The organism is Candidatus Magnetobacterium casense, from assembly GCF_019173545.1.
Classification (GTDB): Bacteria; Nitrospirota; Thermodesulfovibrionia; order Thermodesulfovibrionales; family Magnetobacteriaceae; genus Magnetobacterium; species Magnetobacterium cryptolimnobacter.
This window is the reverse complement of record NZ_JABXWD010000312.1, coordinates 1-3989: the sequence shown is the minus strand read 5'-3', so window position 1 is coordinate 3989 and position 3989 is coordinate 1. Positions and strand designations below refer to the sequence as shown.

5 protein-coding genes are annotated in these 3989 nt (G+C 52.5%); all 5 read right to left on the bottom strand.

What is annotated here, in order from left to right; genetic code table 11:
• Positions 1-43: 43 nt before the first annotated feature.
• Positions 44-1213 carry a hypothetical protein gene (locus HWQ67_RS13895; RefSeq protein ID WP_218253290.1) on the bottom strand — a complete coding sequence of 390 codons (1170 nt, stop codon included), beginning with the start codon at positions 1211-1213 and terminating at the stop codon, positions 44-46.
• A gap of 19 nt (positions 1214-1232) precedes the next feature.
• Positions 1233-1796, bottom strand: a complete 564-nt coding sequence (locus tag HWQ67_RS13890; RefSeq protein ID WP_218253289.1) for a hypothetical protein — start codon at positions 1794-1796, stop codon at positions 1233-1235.
• Positions 1797-1972: 176 nt separating this feature from the next.
• Complete coding sequence (locus HWQ67_RS13885; protein WP_218253288.1) at positions 1973-2728, bottom strand: glycosyltransferase family 2 protein; 756 nt, start codon at positions 2726-2728, stop codon at positions 1973-1975.
• Entirely contained in the window at positions 2725-3726 is a 1002-nt protein-coding gene (locus HWQ67_RS13880; RefSeq protein WP_218253287.1) for a class I SAM-dependent methyltransferase, read from the bottom strand. Before HWQ67_RS13880 ends, HWQ67_RS13885 begins: the two co-directional genes overlap by 4 nt.
• Before the next feature lie 5 nt (positions 3727-3731).
• The coding region (locus tag HWQ67_RS13875) for an acylphosphatase (protein ID WP_218253286.1) at positions 3732-3989 on the bottom strand (258 nt) is incomplete at its 5' end.

Below are 3989 nucleotides of genomic sequence, written 5' to 3'. Positions count from 1 at the left end.
CCCCCCCCCCGTACAATCCAACGGTCTACGCAACGACAACGTGTCAGAGGCGTCGCTTGCCAACCATCGCAACGATATCAGAGACGGAGGTGACAGAGCGCTTGTTTTCGTACCCCTGCAGTACTGCCCTTTTCAGTGTCTCCTTGTCATTTATGAAGGTCACGCCCTTTTGAAAGACCTCCTTGTCGTTGAGCGGATTATAGACTATCGACAGCTTGTTATATTTGGAGGCAAACCCCAGCGTTGACAGATACGACGGCGAAATAATCACATCGGATATCATCAGCAGGTTGCTCTTGGCATCAGACTCCATTATGAAGGAACGACCCTTGACTCGCTTGATGGTGTCCATGAACAGGTCACGGATGATATCGTCCTCGCTCAACTCACGGATGACGAACTTCCGCTTTAGCAGAAACAGCGTCTTGGGAATATTTAATGCCCCCACAACCTCGATTATCTCCCTGATGCAGAAGCGCAGTCGAGGGTGATTTATCACCAGTATGGCAAGCTCCTCCTTTGGCACCTCCACGATGGGTTCCAGCAGGAAATCCAGGTACTTGTCCTCGACGGTATCGGCAAAGTAGGCCTCACTGTCGTAGTTGAGCACAAAGGCCCTCGTCGTATCAAAGCCATACCCTTCGAGAAACTCTCGCTCATACTCTTCCTTTATGATCAGGTAGTCAACCACTCTGAAAAATATGGGCGGCGTCTGGATTACGGGAAAGACCTGTAACCCAATGATCGGAATCTTCTTGTCCTTGGCATAGAAGCACACGGTTGAATAGAATATGTCACAGTCGTTGAGCGGTGGTATCTCTATGGAGGGTATCGGCAGCAGGACCATGTCGTAGGCCGAAAGGTCTATGGCCGGATAGGTGAAGCTGGAGATGTGTCCGCGGAAGTCGTCAAAGGCCGTCACCTTGTACAGCTTGAGGTCGGTCTGGGGCAGGTGCATGTCGTAGGTGAGCTTTATAAATGTATTGACCAGAGACGGGATGTGATAGTAGTTCAGGGGCTGGCTGCCGACATGTATGGCCCGTATGTTCTTGTGGTCCTTCAGCACGTCGCCGGCAAAATTAAACACCGACTTGCTGTACGTGATGACGTCAATTGAATGTCCCCTGGCGGCAAGGGACTTGGCTATAAAGACCAGTCTGCCGTTGGTGGACTGCATCTCGCCCTCTCCAAGCGGTAACAGCAATTTTGACATAACGGTATAACGTCCCTTGCTAATTCGCTCTGTTGTCGATGTCGCGCATGATGTTCAGTGCGCTTTCTATATACTGCCCCGAGGTGACCTCTTTCATCTTTATCATTGTCCCTTCGATCACCTCCTGTATCTGGGCATGGTTGGGCGTGTTGGTGTAGGCAAGGGGCAGGTACACGTCCAGCATCTCCTTAATAGCGGCGTCGTTTACAAAGTCATAGCCGTAGCTATAGACATCGGGCAGGTCTATCGAAATCAGGTAGCCTATGATGGAGGTCAGCATATCGCCATGCTGGTGCAGCACCTTGAAAATCAGCGTGTTGAGAAAAAGAAAGTCCGCATAGAATCTCTTGAGCTTCAAACCCTCACTTATATAATAAGAGGCCTTTGTATAGTCGCCGTCCTCGATCGTGAACCTCGCCGACATCGCAAGTATCTTGAGATAGGCCGTATTATCGGCCACTTTATCTTCCAGTGGTACCTGTGCCAAGGCCGTCTTTAACGACAACACGGCATCCCTCCTCTGGTCCTGTCTCATGTAGGCTATCGTTGTCTCTAAATTTGCCTCGTAGTCCTTCTGTACCATATAAACCTCCTTACGTATTCATAACTTGTGACATCATCTGTTTAGAAGAAAAGAATGGGGGACTTTGTCCCCCCTCAGACCCCTCTACAAGGGAGCACGGCCCCCTTGACCCCGTAAAGGGCTGGGTAACAGGTTTGATGTGGGTTGTTGCGATTGTCTCCTCCTTTTTCATTTTTTCAGCGCACCTTCCATGAGTTATCGAACATTGCGTACCGACGTTTGCCGGCCTTCTGCATGAGGTACCTAAAGGACGTCTGAAGACACCCAACCCCATATCTAACGCTACGCGGGAAGTTTATCGATGAGGCATCTTCAAAATACTTTGTCGGGCAACTTATCTCACCGATTCGGAAGCCAAAGTGTACGGCCTGCACCAGGATTTCGTTGTCAAAGACAAAGTCGTCCGAGTTGTTTTCGTAGGGTACCGTCTCAAGTACCTTGCGACTAAAGGCTCGAAACCCCGTGTGATACTCGGACAGCTTTATCCCCACCGCCATATTTTCCGCAAAGGTGAGCAACCGGTTGGAGATGTACTTGTACAGCGGCATACCGCCAGCCAGCGCCCTGCCACCCAATATCCGTGACCCCAGGGCTATGTCGTAGTGGCCTGAGAGGATCATCGACGCCAGGGCCGTCACAAGGCGCGGAGAGTACTGGTAATCGGGGTGGAGCATCACTATGATATCGGCGCCACTGTCCAGTGCATTGCGGTAACAGGTCTTTTGGTTGGCGCCGTAGCCCATGTTCTTCTGATGAACAAACACCTTCAGGCCAAGATTTCTTGCCACTGTGATGGTTTTGTCACGCGAGGCGTCATCCACCACGATGCACTCATCTATGTACTCGTGCGGAAGCTCATCGTAGGTCTGCCGGAGGGTCTTCTCTGCGTTGTAGGCGGGCATAACAACTACTATTTTTTTCTCTAATATCATAACGTTTCCTCTGGTTTATTTTTAGTGTCTTTCACCGCTATTACTTCGATAGTCCCTCCCGTCTTTGCGATAAATGACTCGTACAACGTCAGGGCGACCGAAGCGGTGCCAAAAAACGGTAAAAGCATAAAGTTCAGCGCAAGGGCCTCCCGGCTGACGGAGGCGAGTTCCTGTTGTCTTGCCGCAGGATTCTTTAGCAGGTTGTACAGGAGGTTTCTCTTTATCCCGGTGAGATTCAACAGGGTCTGCAACCACCCAAACGGCGAGTACTCGGCATCAAAGCGATTGACGTCCCGGACCGTCATCGACGCCTCACCGAGCAGGAGCATCAGGGACTGTTCCGAAAAATGATACAGGTGATACGGCGTGTCAAGGTGAAACCAACACCCCCCTCCCACCCGCGCCTGAAGGCTGGAAAAGTTTGGCACGGCAACGATCAGACATCCCCCCTCACGGAGCAGCCTGTGGCAGGTTTGTAGCAGTTGCAGGGGGTTTGCCACGTGTTCGAGCACGTGGTTTATCGTGATGACGTCAAAGGAGGCATCCGGTAATCCCCAGTGCTGAGGGTCGCCCCACTTGCACTCGATGTTGTAGGCGTCTGCGACGTTGCACGCCGTAGCGCTGTCAAACTCCACGCCGGCCACAGACCAGCCATCCTGCTTCATCACGTGCAGAAACAACCCACGTCCGCAACCCACATCCAGCAGGCTACCACACTCCCCGGACGTTGACGCATAGCGTTTGACCTTGCGCTTTCTCAGTTGCCGGAAGAGATATATGACCGCCTCAACCAAAGAGGCAAAGCGTTTGCCGTCCTTTTCCCGATAAGCGCCGGTTTCATACAGGGTGGCAAGCGTCTGAGGCGATGGCCGTGGCACCGTTACACCTACTCCACAGTTGTCGCATACGCGCACGGTGTATTGTCCGTTGGCGGCGCTGCATCGACCCGAGCTATTGTCAGGCAGAGGCGTGTGGCAGATTTCGCACGAGGCGTCCATGTCTGCTAAAACCTTATTCCAAACGAGGTAAATTCCCCCGTGTGGTCAATCCAGGTGACATCAACGTTTGTGACGTGCGCCCCCGGAGGTCCCTGATAGCAGTACGCAACCGCAGTGCTCACGTCCTTGCCATTCCCCTCAAGGACGGCTTCAACGCTGCCGTCGTAGAGGTTGCGTACCCAGCCGTTGACCCTGAACCTCATCGCAATCTCACGGACGAAGTACCGGAAGCCAACCCCTTGTACCCTACCCTCGATCCTCAG

What these genes read in the sequence shown, in the direction of transcription:
- HWQ67_RS13885 (WP_218253288.1), bottom strand. Translation starts at nt 2,728, where the DNA reads ATGATATTAGAGAAAAAAATAGTAGTTGTTATGCCCGCCTACAACGCA.
- HWQ67_RS13880 (WP_218253287.1), bottom strand. Translation starts at nt 3,726, where the DNA reads ATGGACGCCTCGTGCGAAATCTGCCACACGCCTCTGCCTGACAATAGC.
- HWQ67_RS13890 (WP_218253289.1), bottom strand. Translation starts at nt 1,796, where the DNA reads ATGGTACAGAAGGACTACGAGGCAAATTTAGAGACAACGATAGCCTAC.
- HWQ67_RS13895 (WP_218253290.1), bottom strand. Translation starts at nt 1,213, where the DNA reads ATGTCAAAATTGCTGTTACCGCTTGGAGAGGGCGAGATGCAGTCCACC.